This window comes from Planctomicrobium stercoris (assembly GCF_051465655.1).
In the GTDB taxonomy this organism is placed as follows: Bacteria; Planctomycetota; Planctomycetia; order Planctomycetales; family Planctomycetaceae; genus Planctomicrobium.
In genome coordinates this window covers 4,971,673-4,987,013 of the sequence record NZ_CP195791.1, presented here as the reverse complement: position 1 = coordinate 4,987,013, position 15,341 = coordinate 4,971,673, and the positions used below count along the sequence as shown (strand labels likewise).

Below are 15,341 nucleotides of genomic sequence, written 5' to 3'. Positions count from 1 at the left end.
AAATGCAACAAGGGAGTCCACCGGCCGGATTGTCCTGGGCAATCCGGGCTGATGAACTCCCCAAGTGAGAGCCCTTCTGCATTCACGATTCATGGAGGGTGCTGTTCAGCCAGACACGAGTGATGTGTGGCTGAACAGCACGGTTCCACCCTGACCCGACCCCACACCTGTTACCAGGGTTTCAGCTTCCAGCCCAGGACGAAGCCGATGCCGAAACACCATAATGCAGCCATTTCGGGTTTCTGTCGTGCGTATGTCCGCATGTAGTCGACCACATCATCCAGAGGATTGATGTTCCCTTCTTCCATGCTGGCGGCTGATCGGGGTCGAGCCTGCGATTGCGTTGCTGGATTATTTGCTGCCATGAGTTTTCTCTCCTGAAAGTTGAGTGACTCTGAGTTTGTCCTTTCCGCCTCCGGAACTACCGGTGTGAAAGGTCAGTCATCTTCCCGATTGATCACAGAGCGAAGCCATGTGATGTTCGCACGCAGTTCGGCCTGTGACCGCTGTAAGCTCGCGCCCGCTTTGGTGAGCTGGCGAATACTGAGCCAGAGTGCAATTCCCCCCACGAGTATTGCGACTCCCGCGACCAGCCCCTGGGACATTTCTGTCGAAAGAGTTGTGTGGGTGTCGATGTACTCGGAGAGGGCCATGAGTAATAACGGCAATGCTCCGAGCATGACCGATGCTCCGACAATGCAGAACACCAGCCCATACCGGGCGCGTTGCCAGAATTCGGCGATATCCAGTGCCAGCAACTGCATCTGCAGGTCTGCCAGCCGCATCGCATCCTGAGCGAGGATCGTGACGTGCTGTCGCATTCCTGCGTAAGCGTTCGCGGGCTTCTGACCTACCGTCGACGAAGAATCCAGCCCATTCCCATTCCCACCGCTAAGGCGATCCCGATACTGAGCAACGGATTCTTGACGATCCATTTTCCAACCTCTTTTTCATAACGATCGAAGGTTTCCATCCCGGCTTCCATTGCCGTACTGACCGGAACGGAAGAGCTGCTTTGTGCGGGCTTTCCGAAATGAATCATGTCGAATTCCCTGCTGGTGTCTTGTCGACAGGTGTAAAGTCCTTCATCAAAGTCTGTCGCATCTGCTGACCTGCATAGGCGACGCCGGCCTTGACCAGAGTATTCAATGCGATTGCTCCCAGGCTGAAAAGCAGTCCCTGCTTCACGGTCTGCTCAGGCTGGTGCAGCTGCACCTGTCCCGTATTACGGACAATTTCCCGGGAGACGTCCGGATCCAGATAGACCTTCTTCTCGACAGGGGGCTGCGACTTGGGGACGAGCATGAATCCCGCCGCCGAAATTGCTGCGAGGCTCGCGATGGGATGACGACGAATGTAGTACTTCCAATCCATCAGCTGCGCAGCCTCAGCCTGAATGCGATTGACATCGTCATCCATGTGACGCCGAATGCGCTGCATTTTGAATTGAATACGTTCGACTTCGTCGATATCCGGCATGCATGTCACTCCCGCAAGTTCATCACACATCGGTCAGTCTGGTTGCCGATGAACTGAGTTCAGGGAACTTCCACCAACGTGACGTTGAAATGGAAATCGCCCTGCCCCACTCTGTACGTTTAACGACTCCAGAGGTCAGAAAGCTGCTTCGGCATCGCTCGCGAGACGGCATCGGCGATTCGATCCGTCAGGTGATCCATCTGCGGGAGACGCGACTGAGGCCGCGACGGAGTTGCCATAGCTGCCACTGCTCCGACGCCGACAACAAAGCCGGCAGCGAAGACCGCGCACAATGATGCGAGGGGCTGTGCCTCGACCATTTCAGAGCACCATTGCTGAGCAGTGTGAGCCCCGTTTGCGGGTTGCTGCTCGTATTCAGAGATTCGGGACGTATGTGCCATTTTCTCTTACTCCTGGAGAAATGCGGATGCGGAAGCTTGTGAGAGGGGTCGCAGCGATCTCAGTTGCCCGACCCCTCACAAGAAAAGTTGATGTCCAGCCTGACTGTGATCAGGCGCGATGGTTGGATCGCAGCAGCAGGCTGACAACCACGCCAGAAATGATCCCCGCTCCGAATGCCGCAATGACGGATTCCAGGGGGCGCGAACGAACCATCTGCTTGGCCTCGTCGTAACCAGCTTCCAGTTGAGCTTCCGCAGCCTGATAGCCATCCTGCAGGCTCTTGCTTGCGGTTTCGAATCCGGCCTGCACCTTCTTGCTGGCGGTGTCGTACCCTTCCTGGATTTTTCGACCGGCGGCGTCGGCCAGATTTCGTGCGTTCTCAGTCACCTGCTGAACGGCAGCCTGTCCGTCATGTGCCGCTTTATCCAGAAACGCTTCGATCTCCCGGCGGGACTGACCGGTCTTCTGCTGAAGAACGCCCACGAGCTTCTCAGCGTCGCCTTTCACCTGTTGAAAGTCATCGTCGCTGAACTCTCCCCAGCGCTCGCGGATTTGGCCTTTGATCTGCTTCCATTTTCCTTCGAGTTCCTGTCGAGTAAGCATCGCTCGATTCCTTATGTGTAGTTGAGGCAGCGGAGGATGTTGTATTGGCCGACGGCCGACAGCTGCTCGCAGGTTCTCCGTTTCCCCTGCAGCGAATGGTCCAACAGACGAGTTATGCTGATGGCAAAGGCTGTGCCGAATGTGCCGCGGTCATTTGTTCTCTTTGTGTCAGTTTCATGTAAAACGGCAGAGCCTGTTGCGGGATGAGGATTTGCATTCACCTGACGCACATCAGGCCGGCTTTGCTGACAAAGCCGGCCTGATGTTTTTCTGGCCAATGCCGCACGAGTGGTGTCACACCATCGGTCGGCGTGCGACTCCAGCGATCAAGCTGACCAGAAACAGCACGATGAACACGACAAACAAAATCTTGGCGATGGAGGCAGCGCCTGCGGCGATCCCCCCAAAACCGAATACCGCTGCTATCAGCGCGATCACCAGAAAAGTAATTGCCCAGCTCAGCATGATCTTCTCCTTCAACGTTAGCTCAAAAAGTGAGGGGTCGTGGATCGGCCCGGTGAATTTGCTGAAGTGAGATGGAGGCAGTTTCTGTGCCAGTGGAGATTTCCTCGATCAGCCGGCGTGGCAGAGTGCGGAAGGTGCGACGCTATGAGCGTTTTGCGATCCAGCTGACCTTCCAGAGATCGTTCGCTCATCGAAAACGGAACCCCGGTCGAGGTGGGCGTGGGCGCTTCGTCTGAACATCCGGACGGAAGCGTTCTGGCGCGTCCCGGGTAGAAGTGCGTTCAAATCATCCAGGTTGGACGCTGAACGCCCGCTGCAATCCGAACTTCGTAGAAAGGTGCTCGCTGGGAATTCACCCGGTGTCAAGACCAATTGAATCCGGGTGCGTGATTTCTGGAAATCATATAAGTCGTTTCATAGAAGTGGATTGCGGTCTAGGTGATGGTTCGTTTCAGCTGTGTTGAAGGGACCGATTTGAATGAATTTTCTCTGTGGCACGTGGGTTGCTTCGCCAGGATCGTGAATTCTTTCGTTCACAAACACCCGCCGAAGCACAGAGTGCTGGAGAGATGCCATGGTTTCCGCCGCAGTCGAGTTTTCCCGAGATGCCATCGAATGCGAGCGGGACGATGTGTACATCCCCAGCCCTCAAGAAATCCGTGATCTGTGCGCTGAAATTCAGTCTGGATGGACCGAAGCAGAACGGGCTCGACGGTCGCGTGGACAGGCAGGGCGGCAACGGACCGTTCCGGTTTCCACCCGACGCTTTGCACGGCTTGCTCTGGATCGCAACAACCGCGACGGCTGGGCAGCCTGATCGGATATTTTGAGACTGGCGATGAATAGTGCGACGTTGATCGCACAGCATTGCCTATGAGCAATGGTTCCCGGACTTCACCAGCGTCAGGGAATCATTGCTCTTTTTTTTGCGCCACCAGAACGGTGATGTGCGTGGCTTGGTCGTCGCGCCTCTAATCCATGGTTTTCTGCGGTTCGCCTCGCCACCCGGCGAGCTCGAGACGACCGCACCCGCTGCTGCGGTTACTTGCGTCAGTTGGGGTCTGCCGATACCGTTTCCGCAGGTGGAAACGGCTCTTAAGGAGCAAGTGCGTTTCTGCCCGTACTCAATCCGCTTCCTCATCTTTCCGCAACTGGATGGGCAGACCACATATGAACGTCGGCATCATTGTACGTCTCTCAGTCATGATGTTCCTGCAGTTCTTCGTGTGGGGGGCCTGGTACGTCACCGCGCCGAACTATCTGGGAACGATTGGATTTGGTCCTTCTGACTTTGGCTGGACCTATTCGGTCGGACCGATCGCGGGTCTGGTGACTCCCCTGCTCGTCGGGATGGTCGCGGATCGATTCTTCTCCGCGCAGCGTGTGCTGGGGGTGATGCATCTGGCGGGCGGCCTCATCATGCTGGCAGCCACCACCTTCATGAAGGCAGATCACCCCAGTCCTGCGGTGATCAATCTGATGTTCCTCGCCTACATGCTGACGTTCTATCCGACACTGGCGCTGTCCAATACGGTCGCCATGAAGAACATTACGAATGCGGAAAAAGAGTTCCCCGCCATTCGCGTCTTCGGAACGATCGGTTGGATCCTTGCTGGCTGGGCCCTGACGAGCTTCTCCCTTGAGACGACCATTGGGATGTTCTACCTCGCTGCGGGTGCGGCCATCGTCCTGGGGATTTACAGCTTCCTTGTTCTCCCGGCGACACCTCCGACCAGCACCGGACCTGTCAAGATCGGACAGCTCCTGGGGCTGGATGCATTGAAGCTCCTGAAGGATCGCACCTATCTGGTCTTTATGATTTCCAGCATCCTGATCTGCATACCTCTGGCGTTCTATTACCAGATCGCCAGCCGCGTGGTGGAAATGCTGGGGCTGCCGATCGGCCGGACAATGTCCTACGGACAGGTCTCGGAAATCTTTTTCATGTTGGTGATGCCGTTCTTCTTTGCCCGTCTGGGGGTCAAGTGGATGCTGCTGACCGGGATGCTTGCCTGGGTGGCTCGATACACCCTGTTCGCGATCGGGGCTCCGTCCGGACAGGTTTCGCTGGTCGTCATCGGAATTCTGCTGCACGGGATCTGCTATGACTTCTTCTTCGTGACCGGACAGATCTATACCGATCGCAAAGCTCCCGGACCCATCCGTGCCCAGGCACAAGGCCTGCTGGTCTCATTGACACTTGGAATCGGGATGCTGATTGGAGCACAGTCCGCCGGACGGATTGAAGCTCTTGCGACTTCGCCCAAGCCGCCGGAACTGGTCGAGCGGATGGAAGCTGCTGACAAGCTGAACAAAGAACTGACCCAGGAACTTGCCCAGGCATCGGCGGCTGAGAAGCCCGCTGTTCAGAAGCGAATCGACGAACTGTCGAAGGAAAAGGGTGAGCTGCGACGCAGTGAACTGCGACTGATTGACTGGAAACTGCTGTGGGGAATCCCGGCCGCGTTCGCAGCGGTTGTGGCCTTCCTGTTCGCAGTGCTGTTCCGTGACCGATCGCAGGTGGCAGCTTCGGAAGGAGATGTCGCATCAGCCTCGTCCCGCGAAGAGATCGTTTAGCGTCGCGCGATGGTGATGTTCACTCCGTGATTCGAGTGGACATCACTCCTGCTGAAAATTGATGACCGAATCGAGAACCGCTCTCACCCCTTCGTTCCGCCTGGAGAGACCCCGATGCGATTCTTCGTCAAGCGAGACCTCGACGGGTTCTTCGGACTCTTTGTCGACAACCTGGTTCAGCTCCTGCTGATTGTCGGACTCTGCAGCGGGCTGTGCGGGATGTCCGGGGAGTTGCTGTACGGCGTCGTTCTTCCGGGAGCGGCAGTCAGTATTCTCTTTGGGAATCTGTTTTATGCATGGCAGGCTCTCCGGTTGGCGAAAAAGACCGGCCGGAAGGATGTGACCGCCCTCCCCTACGGGATCAACACGCCGTCACTGCTGGTGTATGTGTTCTTCGTGATCAAGCCGACATTCGATCGGACAGGGGATGCTGAGGCCGCGTGGCGAGCCGGATTGCTGGCCTGTCTGGGGAGCGGACTGATCGAATTCCTCGGAGCATTCGTCGCGGGGAAAATTCGTCGAAGTACTCCCCGAGCGGCATTGCTCTCGACACTGGCAGGGATCGCGATCGGTTTCATCTCCATGACGTTCGCCCTGCAGATCTTCAATAAGCCACTCATCGCGATGCTGCCGCTGGGGATTGTGCTGGTCGGGTTGTTCTCTCGCGTGCGACTTCCGCTGGGACTTCCCAGTGGCTTTGTCGCCGTGCTGATCGGGACCGCGGCAGCCTGGCTCATGATCCTCGTGCAGCAGATTCCAAGCGTCCCCGACTGGGTGACCTACGGAGCTCAGTCCCCCGGCGCGGTGAGTGCCTCCCTGGAAACGATCAAGCTCCGCCTGCCGGTCTGGTGCTGGCCGGCAATTCAAACTGGTCTCAAGGAGCTGCAGAACTGGATTCCATTCCTCTCAGTGGTGATCCCGATGGGGCTGTTCAATGTCGTCGGCAGTCTTCAGAACATCGAATCTGCCGAGGCTGCGGGGGACCAGTATCCGACCGCACCCTCGATGGCAATCAATGGTCTGGGGACGATTCTCGCCGCTCTGTTCGGCAGCTGTTTCCCAACAACGATCTATATCGGACATCCCGGCTGGAAGGCGCTGGGAGCCCGTTCCGGCTATTCGACGCTGAATGGTCTGGTCATCACTCTGCTGGCCTTCTTCGGGCTGATCGGCCTGATCGCTGCGGTCATTCCCATCGAAGCAGGTGCTGGAATTGTGCTCTGGATCGGGATCATCATCACCGCGCAGGCATTCTCGGCGACGCCGAAAGAACATGCTCCCGCTGTGGCAATCGGCTTGTTTCCAGCCATTGCCGCATGGGGGGCAACAGTGATGATGGGAGCGTTTGGAGTTGGTGGTGGAAAGAATCTTCGTGAGGTCATCTCCCCACCGGCAGCGGTGGCTGTGGTTCAAGATGCTGAGACGGACTCGTCAGTCCCGGCGGCTGTTCCCGCGCGAGCGACTGTTGAAGTGAATGGTTTTCTGGTGCATGGTCTGCTGCTGATGGAGCGGGGATACATCTTTACCTGCATGATTCTGGCAGCTGCCGCCGCATGTCTCATCGACCGCAAGTTTCGGGCAGCGGCAGCGTGGATGTCTGCAGCAGCGTTCTTCTCCTGGCTGGGGATCATGCATGCGTATCAGGTGTACGATGTTCCATTCGGAGCAGCGCTCGACTATCTGTTCCGCTTTGTGAAGCCGGTCGAAGGAGCAGTGCTGTATCGCGCGGATGATATCGCTGTGGGATACCTGTTGTGCGCCGTTTTCTTTCTGATCATCGGGGCCTGGGCCAAAGATCAGCCTGTCGACGAGGCGCACATCTAGACCAGTTTGGTCTATCATGTGCAGGCGATTCAGGATTTTCACCGCATGAAAGTCCATATTATCGCCTGCGGAACGTAATAGACTATTGGCAAAACCGCTCTAATCGATTCTGACACGGGAATCTGGCCGCCTTTCCCTTCGTTGATGTCCTGCGTCAGCAGGCTGCAGAACGATTCTGCGCAACTCGCGCCGCTTGAGTGAAGACAAGACCCACACGGTTGTTACCTCACTCAGACTCGCGTGTTATGAAACTCGACGGCAAGCCGCTTCAGAATTCCTGCAGTTCGCTCTTCTCGTTGCGACGAGGGTCGGAAGAACCGCTTACGCTGCGGCTGGAACCACTCTCGCTGGGTTTTCATCAGCGGCTGCAAAGTCGGTCGATCGTACTTCCCCAGCCTCCGGTGAAGATCGCCCGCGACTCTCAGGGGAAGCCGATGCGGGACCCGCAGGGACAGGTGCTGACGATGCATGACCGACAAGATCCCAGCTACCGTGTCGCGCTGGAGCAGTACCATCAGTGCGTGGCCGTGCTGTCACTGGTGGAAGCACTCCGCGGCGAGCCACGCGTCCAGTTCGACGCCGTCGCACCCACAACGAATTCACCGGATGACTGGCGAAAATATGCACAACAGATCTATCAGGAACTTGAACTGGCGGGGTTCACCGCTGGTGATCTGGTCCAGCTCTGCCGGGAAGTCGGTCGACTCAGCAACCTGATTGATGATCACCTGCAGGCGGCCCGTCAAAATTTCTCTTCGGCAATGATCCCCACGCCGGACTGAATTCAACACGGCAGGCATTGCGGACGCTGGACTATTTCATATTGCGGGTCTGCGAGCGGCTGCATCTGCGGGAAGACGAATTTCTGTCTTTGGATTATTCGGCCCAGCTGAGACTGATGGCTTACGAGCGGCTGCGTCGCGAGGAGTCGAACTCGTGGCCGCTTCCTTCTGAATGAGCATTTCAAATGAGCGATTTATCGAATCTGGATTCTGTTCAGGGCGTTGAACTTTCTGCGGAACAGATGCGCGGGATCCTTTCGCAGATCGATCTGGATCTGCTCAATCTGGTGCGGGACGGAAAACTTTCCGCACTGAAATATGGGGTGGGAGGAGCTGCCGGACAGCAGACTGACCGAGCTGCCAATCTGCGGGCGCTGCTGGAAGCCCGTGATTACTACCAGAAGCTGCTCAGTTCACAGCCGGGCTGGACTGTCTCACAGGCTTCGATGTGAAAAGGATTCGCTCAGACGCTTGTCGTGTGTGCAGATCGTGTGGACGTGCTTTGGAAAAGAGGGAGAGTCAGGAGGTCAGGCTGTGGCGGATGATGCATTTGACCGGCTGGTTGAGTCGCTGGCTTTGATCAATGTGAATCTCGAAGGGCTGCGCGTGTCGTTACTGGCGGTGACGGAAACGAAGATCGACCATGAAGAACGGCTGCGATCCATTGAACGGTGGCGGTACCACCTTTCTCCAATCATTTCCGCGATCACGTTCCTGCTGGGGGCGAGTCTGACCGCAGCTCTGGCAAAGCTGTGGTAGTCGCAAGTCAGCGTGGCGATCCGAAGTGGCTTCAACAAACAGGAATTGCAGATGTGGAACATGGAGAGCTTGCTGCAGTTTGACACGGACCGGATGTTTGAGGACTGGGGGAGGCCGGCATGGTTTGTCGAAGTCTGCCAGCACTTCGATGCAGAGTCCGGGCGGCGGGAAGAATCGAAGTATGCGAGTGAGCTTTCCGTGATTCCTGCCGAGTCTCAGCCACGTCAGGTCCCGAACGTTTCTGCCACCCTGAGTTTGACGCGGCGGCTGTTGCTGGTCCGTCGCAGCGAGATTCCGGATCGTGCTCCATTGACCTCCGCACGGATCGAGTTCGATGACACTCCCTACTCGATACAGGCTGTCCGCGAATCAGGCAACCCGGGGGTCCTGCTGCTGGAGTGTCATTTTGATGGGCTGACCGGGAACACGTGAAGGGCTGTGATGAAGATCGAAGTGCGAGTTGAGGGAGAGGCTGCGGAGCGCATTCGCGACCTGTGTGGTCAGCGACTTGAAGATGCGCGTTCCCAGCTCATTCGTGATGCGATGATTGAAACGCTGCAGAGGGTGATTGAGCGAAATCCGGTCGACACCGCGCGCTCGCGGGCCGCCTGGGTCCGATCGCTTGAAGAGTTGGGAGGTACTCCTCCCGCCGGCTGGGAAGGGCCGCATCCCAGTCAGGTCGATGCCGGTCGACGGGCGGGCAAATTGACGGTCGAAAACTCCAAGGGAATCAGCATCGCCTCAGCCATGAACTTCGTTCACTACGTGCCTTTCCTGGAATACGGCACGTCGCGCATGTCTCCATTTGCGATGGCGCGGGCAGGGCTGCAGCAGGTAAGAAGCCGGCTGCAGGAGCTGTTTCGTCTTTGATGTTTCTGCGCTAGAGCCGTTCTTCAAGGTCGTTTTCGAAATGCTGCTCTGCTCATCAACAGTCTCCTTCATTCAGAACTGCGATTCATGATTTCCCTGGCTCAACTGACGGCTGTCCTGCAAAACGCCTGGCAAAACAGCATCGTTCTGGATACGCCGACGCAGTTTCCGGGCGTTCCGCTGGATGCAGCACAACTCTCCAGCTGGTTCGAATTCTGGGTGACGCAATCCTATCAGCCTCCCCAGCGAGACCCGGGACTGGAGTCGATGGAACTGATGATCGATGTGCATTGCTACTCGCGAGGAGCGGAAAAGCGGCATGTCTTCACGATGGTTGACAGCGTCCGGACAGTACTGGCGCACCAGACCTTCCCACTTTCGACCGGGGACGATGCGGATCTGACTCAGGGGGTGTTGCGGATCCGGGAAGCGACTGTGCGCGACCTGACGCGTGAGTTGGATTCGCAGCCGCGACTCCCGTTGCAGCACATTGTCGTTTCCTTTGCAGGCGCGGCCGAGCAGATGCTGGCGTGATACGTGATCACGTGACAAGCCCCCGTCCCGACTTCTCAATTCTGTAACACAAGGAACGTTCCGACTATGGCAGTTTCCAACATCACTCGAAATCTGCGTGACGGCGAACTGGTGATCAAAGATGGCGCGAGTGCGCAGCTGACTGTGCTGCTGGATCAGGGAGACCTGACCTGGACCCAGAGGCAGCAGACGATTGAAGTCAAAGACCGAGGTTCGATCTCGGCCGGACATCTGCGCAAAGGGGACGACGAGTCCACCTCCCTTTCGTTCACCGCCAAGTGGACGCAGCTGGTGGGGAAAGCAAACTCTTCCGGTGATCCCCTGCAGCTGTATGAGACCTTGATGTTTCAGGAAGATTCCGGTGTGGTCAGCACGTCAGCGGATGGTGAGCAGCAGACATTGACGTTCGAGTTCACGGTGGTCGATCCGGCCGGCGTGGCGAGCGAGAAGATCACGTTTTCCAAGGTCTATCGCGAAACACTGACGATGTCGGAAGGCGAAGATGCGAACCTGATCGCCTTCACAGGGCGCGCCTTTCAGGTGGCTCCCGCTGTGACGCGAATCGTGTCTGAGTAATGCCTGACCGACACGGATGACGTGAACGGATTCCCTCTCCTCTCCTGAAGGCCAGGAACAGAACGATGCCACAAGTGGAATCGCTGACAGTGCAGATTCTCGGGGACAGCTCCGATCTGCAGACCGAACTGGAGTCGGTTGCCGAGATGCTCGACGGACTTCAGCAGCAACTGGCTGAAGGGGCGGAAGGAGCTACGGACCTCGGCAACGCTTTTAGTGGACTGTCCTCTTCGCTGGCTCCGTTACAGGGGTTCAGCGGTGCGCTGAGTCTCATCAGCCAGCAGATTCAGCAGATTGCCGGTCTTCCGGTGACGTTGAATGTTCAGCCCGCTCTGAATGCACTTGCTCAGCTGATGCAGGCGGCCCAGGCAGCCGCGGCGCAGCTGGCGGCGATCAGCATGGCGTCGATTGCGGGACCGACGATCGGTCCCTGGAGTCCAGTTCCGTTCCCCGGTGGCGGGAGAGCACAGGTTCAGCGTGCCTACGCCGGAGGGGGTCTTGTCGCTGGGCCGAGCGGAATCGATCGTGTTTCCGCCCATCTGACTGCGGGTGAATTTGTTCTGAATCAGGAAGCGGTTCTGAAGCTGGGAGTGAACCGGCTGGATCAATGGAATCGCGGGATCGGGGTCGGCGATGCGATCGTCCCTGATCCGAGGGAGCGTCTGCTGGCGCTTCGAATGCCGGGAGAAGAGTCCGTTTCGATCCCTTCCCGAGCTCGGTCGATACCGAGTTCCACCTCGACCACGCAGCAGACGATGAATCACTTTGGTGGCATCGAGATTCATGTGCGTGAGACCGCCGATGTCGGTGAGCTGATGCAGGATCTTCGTCGACAGGGGATTGGCATCCGGAATCGACGCGGATAGCCCCAGTCTCAGGAGAGGTGTGACGGCGATTCGGGGAGAGTTGTCGTTCGAAAGCGGTGTTGATCGCCGCCGGAACACCCCACCTTCGTGAGACTCGCTCCCGTTTCTTCGTTGCCAGGATGTCTTTCGATCGCATTCATGAGAGGCCCCGTATGATGCAATTTGCTCCCGCGATTCTGCTGAGTGATTCGATTGTCGAACTGCCCCGGCCGATTCTCATCTGTCGGGTCCATGACAGCTGGGACTTCCTCAAACTGAAGGTCCCCCGGCAGGACGGGAACCGAATCGCCGGTCCTTCCCGCGACGGGGCCGACATCACGATCGAAGGGCAGATCGGTTCACAGTCGGGCAACGTGAAGTTGTCCGAGGTGACGATGCTGGAGACGGTTGAACTCCTGCGGTCGGCGCTGCATACCTCCGATGATGACGGGTTCTCGCTCGCCCTCTATCGAGATGGTGATTCGAACTTCCGCTACTTCCGCCAGTGTGTGACCACACGACTGGAGATCGATCTCTCCAGTCAGCATCTTTATTCCTACGCACTCTCGATTCATGCTGCCGATCCCGTCCTGCGCAGCGGTCTGCCCGCGTGACCGCATTGCCGCCCGCCATCGTTCCTCAAGAATCCCGAACCGCGAACTCCATCTCCTCTCGCTGAGTGCATCATGGCCTTTCACAGACGCATCCTGCACCACGGTCCCGATCCTGATGGACTCCCGCAGCTGATTTCAATCACTGCACTGCGCTCCTGCTGGTTCGAGCTGCACCGGCAGGGTGGCTGCGGCCGTGCGCAGCTGGTCCTCTCCGATGATTTCGAACAGCGGGGGGAAATCGAACTGGGGGACTGGATCAGTCTGGAAGTGGAAGAGGGGGATCGCTGGTATCTGGGACGGGTCGAAGAGCGGTCTGCCGAATCCCCTGCGGTTGTCCGCTATCGTCTGGAGGGAATGGCGGTCGAGCTGAATCAGATTTTCCCAGGCGGGTTCGGAATGGCGGCCGATGGTCGAAAGCCGCATCGCTACGCAGCCACGGATCAGTTTCCGTTCGACCCGGATCATGCCCAGGAGACGTTCGACTTCGCTGGGTCTGCCGTGGATGTTGTCCGCCTGCTCATGACGCAGTACATCGTCCCGGCAACGCACGTGCAGTATGTTCCTGCCAAAGTGGAAAACCCTGCACAGTCTTCTCCTCTCTACAGCATGAAGGTGCGGGGCGAAGAGTCGGTCCGTTCTGTTTTGAAAGACCTGGCGCTGCGTGCCCAGTCGGCAGCCTGGGGGGTGGACGCCGATGGAAAGTTCTTTTTCCTCCGCGCAAGAACGACGCTGCTGGCGACCTACCGCGAGCAGCGGGATCTCACCACGCTCGCTGAATCGCGTGATCTGGAATTCCTGTACAACAGGTTGCTGCTGACGGGCGATTACGTTTACGACCAGCAGGAGACCTCGAACGATGTTGCCAGAAAAGTGTACCGTTGGCGAGGCAACTTCTTCGAACCGACCAGCCGCGCTGCATACGGGGATCGACGTCTGAAGATCTGGCTCCCATGGATCCGGACTCAGGATGACTCGCGAGCCTTTGCCCGGGAGTTCTTTCGAACCTACTCCCGACCCGCCAGCAGGTACTTCATCGAAACGACCGGGCAGACCACTCTGCCGGTCCCGTGGCTGGGGGAAGTGCGACTGCAGGATCGCGAGGGGACTCAAATCGTGCGTTCGCGGATTGAAACGATACGCGTTCTTTTCGACCACATTCCGCGGTTCCGGATGGAACTCGGACCGGAAGATCCACGGACTCTGTGGCCCGAGCCCCCGCAGGATGAACGCTGGGAGATTCCCAATCACGTGATCTCAGCGGGAGGAGACATCAGCCTTCCACCGCCCCTGCCCTCGGGAGGGGGCGGAGGAGGTTCGGAGGGCGAGAGTTCGGACTCGTCATGGTCATCCTCATCGCCTCTGGACAGCTCATCGGATCACTCCTCTCACGACGCGTCGACCTCGCCCGATTCCTCAACTGAAGGAGGGGGACACACGACCACCGGAGAACCTCCGACCGATTCAGATTTCAACTCGTTCACCGATTCCAGCTCCGCGGACATCTCGTCTGGAATGACGAGCAGTGATGAAGATCAGACCACGTCGGATCCGGACGAAACGACCACCGCGGATGACCCTGATCCGACATCCGGCGGTCCCGATCCCACCTCGGGGGACCCGGACTTCAGCAGCGGCGAGTTCGGCTCGGAGGGTGAGGAGACCTCCTCTGAGGAAGATGACGACACGACGTACATCGACATGTAAGCCGGTTCCGGGATCACCGACCGGAACCTCTGTCATCCCGACTTGAATCGAAAGGTTGTTCATGTTTCTGCGTCGTGCGACTGATGGAACCCGCATCCCGATGCCGCTGGAAAATCAGTTCGCCGGTCCCACTTCCACCCCGTGCTGGATCATTGGAGCGGGACCGTCACTCAATCAGCTGGCGGCTGATCAGATCGTGAACTCACCCGCTCCCCGCTTCTGCATCAATCTGGCAGGATCGGGACTGCTGCGACCCCATTTCTGGACCAGCTATGATCCGACCGCAAGGTTTCATCGCTCGATCTACCTCGACCCCGGCGTGATGAAATTCGTTCACGAGGGGAGAGCCATGGACCTGGTGCCCGAGACGACGTTCAAAGTCTGTGACTCCCCGTCGCTTTATCTGATTGATCGCGAGCGGCAGCGGGGCTTCCATGACTTTCCCGGGACTGGAACATCTCCGGTCACTGACTGGCAGGACTCACTGATTCAGGCAATTGAGATTGCGTTCCGGCTGGGCTTTCGCGAACTGTATCTGGTTGGCTGTGAGATGACCGTGAGACCATCACCGGCACTCTTGAAGATCGCTTCAGGGAAGGGAGTACGCTATCAGCCGCGAGAACTGCTCGGAACATTCATTCGTCGCTGTGAAGAAGCAGGTTTGGCCCGCAGGGAGCTGGAAGAACTTTCGACCGATTCGCAGTACCACTTTGATGAACAGAAATCGCTGACGGCTGCCATTCAGACCGATGCCCACTACTTCCGGATCGTGCAGACTCTCAGGCTGTGCCGACGCTCCATGGCGCTTGCGGGGCTCCAGCTTCACAGCGTCACACCCCGCAGCCGCCTGAATGCGGACTTCCCTTGTCTGAGCGTGGCGCAGGCATGCCAGCGCATCCAGAAGCTCCCGGGCGATCCACGTTCGGAGCAGACACGTGGAAGGTATTCCGAGAACCGTGATCGCCGGCCGAAACATCTCACACAAATGCGGGACGTCCGCCCGCACTTCTGGCCTGTTGAGGGAAAGGGAGCCGCAGCTGCCGCGGCGCCGGTCAAGGAGCAAATCCCGCCCGACCCCCATTCCAGGCTGCTTCGGGCGATCGACGCCCTGCCGGAAATTCCCATCGACGTGCATGCGGAAGGCTGATTTTCTCCGGCGATCGCGGCTCAGCTTGTCCTGAATCTCTGAGAATCGCCCCCCCTTCTCCGACTCAGTGGCCAACCATTCTCTTCCGCCCGGAAAAATGACGCGGATGACTGATGGCCGAATTGAGTTCTGATATGATTCCGGTTGCCGTCGGTTCTTC

21 protein-coding genes are annotated in these 15,341 nt (G+C 57.9%); 14 read left to right on the top strand and 7 right to left on the bottom strand.

Features of this window, described 5'->3' with window-relative positions; translation table 11 throughout:
• Window positions 1-170: 170 nt before the first annotated feature.
• The 7 genes from SH661x_RS20090 to SH661x_RS20060 form a co-directional block, all read right to left on the bottom strand.
• Window positions 171-365 (bottom strand): hypothetical protein, encoded by a 195-nt coding sequence (locus SH661x_RS20090; protein ID WP_437225330.1) that lies wholly within the window; start codon window positions 363-365, stop codon window positions 171-173.
• Window positions 366-437: 72 nt separating this feature from the next.
• Window positions 438-821 carry a phage holin family protein gene (locus SH661x_RS20085; RefSeq protein WP_437225328.1) on the bottom strand — a complete coding sequence of 128 codons (384 nt, stop codon included), beginning with the start codon at window positions 819-821 and terminating at the stop codon, window positions 438-440.
• 29 nt (window positions 822-850) lie between these two features.
• Complete coding sequence (locus tag SH661x_RS20080; RefSeq protein WP_437225325.1) at window positions 851-1,042, bottom strand: hypothetical protein; 192 nt, start codon at window positions 1,040-1,042, stop codon at window positions 851-853.
• The gene (locus tag SH661x_RS20075; protein ID WP_437225323.1) at window positions 1,039-1,479 is read right to left on the bottom strand and encodes a hypothetical protein; all 441 of its coding nucleotides are present in this window, start codon (window positions 1,477-1,479) and stop codon (window positions 1,039-1,041) included. The genes SH661x_RS20080 and SH661x_RS20075 overlap by 4 nt, the downstream gene beginning before the upstream one ends.
• A gap of 119 nt (window positions 1,480-1,598) precedes the next feature.
• Entirely contained in the window at window positions 1,599-1,880 is a 282-nt protein-coding gene (locus SH661x_RS20070) for a hypothetical protein (protein WP_437225320.1), read from the bottom strand.
• Between the two features lie 109 nt (window positions 1,881-1,989).
• On the bottom strand, window positions 1,990-2,484 hold the full coding sequence (locus tag SH661x_RS20065; protein WP_437225318.1) for a CsbD family protein: 495 nt from the start codon (window positions 2,482-2,484) through the stop codon (window positions 1,990-1,992).
• A gap of 294 nt (window positions 2,485-2,778) precedes the next feature.
• On the bottom strand, window positions 2,779-2,949 hold the full coding sequence (locus SH661x_RS20060; RefSeq protein ID WP_437225315.1) for a DUF1328 domain-containing protein: 171 nt from the start codon (window positions 2,947-2,949) through the stop codon (window positions 2,779-2,781).
• Window positions 2,950-3,523: 574 nt separating this feature from the next.
• On the opposite strand from SH661x_RS20060, the gene SH661x_RS20055 reads away from it, so the two are divergent.
• The 14 genes from SH661x_RS20055 to SH661x_RS19990 all read left to right on the top strand — a co-directional run bounded on the left by SH661x_RS20055 (window position 3,524) and on the right by SH661x_RS19990 (window position 15,181).
• A complete protein-coding gene (locus SH661x_RS20055) occupies window positions 3,524-3,766 on the top strand; it encodes a hypothetical protein (RefSeq protein ID WP_437225313.1) in 243 nt (80 codons plus the stop codon).
• Window positions 3,767-4,119: 353 nt separating this feature from the next.
• Window positions 4,120-5,526: an MFS transporter gene (locus tag SH661x_RS20050; RefSeq protein ID WP_437225310.1), complete on the top strand. Its 1,407-nt coding sequence runs from the start codon at window positions 4,120-4,122 to the stop codon at window positions 5,524-5,526.
• Window positions 5,527-5,640: 114 nt separating this feature from the next.
• Entirely contained in the window at window positions 5,641-7,350 is a 1,710-nt protein-coding gene (locus tag SH661x_RS20045; protein WP_437225308.1) for an NCS2 family permease, read from the top strand.
• 245 nt (window positions 7,351-7,595) lie between these two features.
• Window positions 7,596-8,132 carry a hypothetical protein gene (locus SH661x_RS20040; RefSeq protein ID WP_437225306.1) on the top strand — a complete coding sequence of 179 codons (537 nt, stop codon included), beginning with the start codon at window positions 7,596-7,598 and terminating at the stop codon, window positions 8,130-8,132.
• 185 nt (window positions 8,133-8,317) lie between these two features.
• Window positions 8,318-8,584, top strand: a complete 267-nt coding sequence (locus tag SH661x_RS20035; RefSeq protein WP_437225304.1) for a hypothetical protein — start codon at window positions 8,318-8,320, stop codon at window positions 8,582-8,584.
• An 82-nt stretch (window positions 8,585-8,666) separates the two neighbouring features.
• Complete coding sequence (locus SH661x_RS20030) at window positions 8,667-8,891, top strand: hypothetical protein (protein WP_437225301.1); 225 nt, start codon at window positions 8,667-8,669, stop codon at window positions 8,889-8,891.
• A 12-nt stretch (window positions 8,892-8,903) separates the two neighbouring features.
• Window positions 8,904-9,323, top strand: a complete 420-nt coding sequence (locus SH661x_RS20025) for a hypothetical protein (RefSeq protein WP_437225299.1) — start codon at window positions 8,904-8,906, stop codon at window positions 9,321-9,323.
• 9 nt (window positions 9,324-9,332) lie between these two features.
• Entirely contained in the window at window positions 9,333-9,761 is a 429-nt protein-coding gene (locus SH661x_RS20020) for a hypothetical protein (protein ID WP_437225296.1), read from the top strand.
• A gap of 87 nt (window positions 9,762-9,848) precedes the next feature.
• Complete coding sequence (locus tag SH661x_RS20015) at window positions 9,849-10,295, top strand: hypothetical protein (RefSeq protein ID WP_437225294.1); 447 nt, start codon at window positions 9,849-9,851, stop codon at window positions 10,293-10,295.
• Window positions 10,296-10,361: 66 nt separating this feature from the next.
• Window positions 10,362-10,871, top strand: coding sequence for a hypothetical protein (locus SH661x_RS20010; RefSeq protein WP_437225292.1), 510 nt, complete (start codon window positions 10,362-10,364; stop codon window positions 10,869-10,871).
• Between the two features lie 65 nt (window positions 10,872-10,936).
• Entirely contained in the window at window positions 10,937-11,737 is an 801-nt protein-coding gene (locus tag SH661x_RS20005; protein WP_437225290.1) for a hypothetical protein, read from the top strand.
• A 152-nt stretch (window positions 11,738-11,889) separates the two neighbouring features.
• Complete coding sequence (locus SH661x_RS20000; RefSeq protein WP_437225288.1) at window positions 11,890-12,330, top strand: hypothetical protein; 441 nt, start codon at window positions 11,890-11,892, stop codon at window positions 12,328-12,330.
• 72 nt (window positions 12,331-12,402) lie between these two features.
• Window positions 12,403-14,034 (top strand): hypothetical protein, encoded by a 1,632-nt coding sequence (locus SH661x_RS19995; protein ID WP_437225286.1) that lies wholly within the window; start codon window positions 12,403-12,405, stop codon window positions 14,032-14,034.
• A gap of 61 nt (window positions 14,035-14,095) precedes the next feature.
• Window positions 14,096-15,181 (top strand): hypothetical protein, encoded by a 1,086-nt coding sequence (locus SH661x_RS19990; RefSeq protein WP_437225283.1) that lies wholly within the window; start codon window positions 14,096-14,098, stop codon window positions 15,179-15,181.
• The last annotated feature ends 160 nt before the right edge of the window (window positions 15,182-15,341 follow it).